Source organism: Vibrio sp. 1978 (assembly GCF_033344345.1).
Genome location: NZ_JAWPOP010000228.1, coordinates 1 through 906 on the forward strand (window position 1 = coordinate 1; position 906 = coordinate 906).

At 44.3% G+C, this 906-nt stretch carries 2 protein-coding genes; one reads left to right on the forward strand and one right to left on the reverse strand.

The genetic code is table 11. From position 1 onward, the window contains the following. Positions 1-450 (reverse strand): lactate/malate family dehydrogenase (locus R8N49_RS25715; protein ID WP_412034910.1); only part of this gene is annotated, 450 nt, incomplete at its 3' end. Between the two features lie 257 nt (positions 451-707). On the opposite strand from R8N49_RS25715, the gene R8N49_RS25720 reads away from it, so the two are divergent. After that, positions 708-906 (forward strand): glycerophosphodiester phosphodiesterase family protein (locus R8N49_RS25720; RefSeq protein WP_318190283.1); only part of this gene is annotated, 199 nt, incomplete at its 3' end.

A 906-nucleotide genomic window follows, 5' to 3' on the forward strand; every position in this document is an offset into this window, starting at 1 on the left:
AGCTGTATCAATAACACACCCGCTGCTGATCACTTTGTTTGGCTCAAAGCCCGTATTGGTAGTAATAAAATGAGCAACAATGTCACAAGGGTTAGACACGACAATCAAAACCGCCTTTGGCGCAACACGCTCTATTTTTCTAGCGATCTCAACGCCAATCTTCGCGTTGATTTCCGCGATATCTAAACGTGTTTGTCCTTGTTGAATTTGCGCACCTGCCGTTATCACAACAATATCGGCACCTAACAAATCGAGGTAATCATCTGAGGGAATAATGCGGGTATTTTTGGAAAAGGTTAACGCCGCTGTGTGACGAAAATCGAAGACTTCCCCTTCAGCTCTTTCTAAGTTTTGGTCTAACAGAACAAGTTCACTGACGCTGCCTAGCGTGAGCAAATAATTGCAAACACCAACTCCAACGGCGCCAGCGCCAATCACACCAATTTTCATCTTACTCTCCCTGAAAAAATGCGGCTCTTGAAAGATACGTCGCTCTTTAAAAATGAGCGGCAAGAGCATAAAAGTCCAACGTCATTTTGTAGCTCAGAATCTCTTACCAATCTAGTCTTTCATTTCCACACCATGCTTGTCTGGTGAAAATTACACCGTTGAATCGTGACGTTACCGCCCTGAAGAAGCCTTTCACCTCTATATCAACGGCCAAAAGCGAGTACAATCTGGACATCTCATTCAAGAAGGCAAACAAAATGGAAACTCTGTTAATTGGTCACCGCGGCGTTGCTGGCTCGTTCCCAGAAAATACAAAAGTCAGCGTTCAAGCTGCAATTGATCTCGGCCTAAAATGGGTAGAAGTGGATATTCAGCCAACAAAAGATAACGTACTTGTGGTTTGCCACGATCATACGTTAAATCGATGCAGCAATGGCATAGGACGAGTTGATGCGC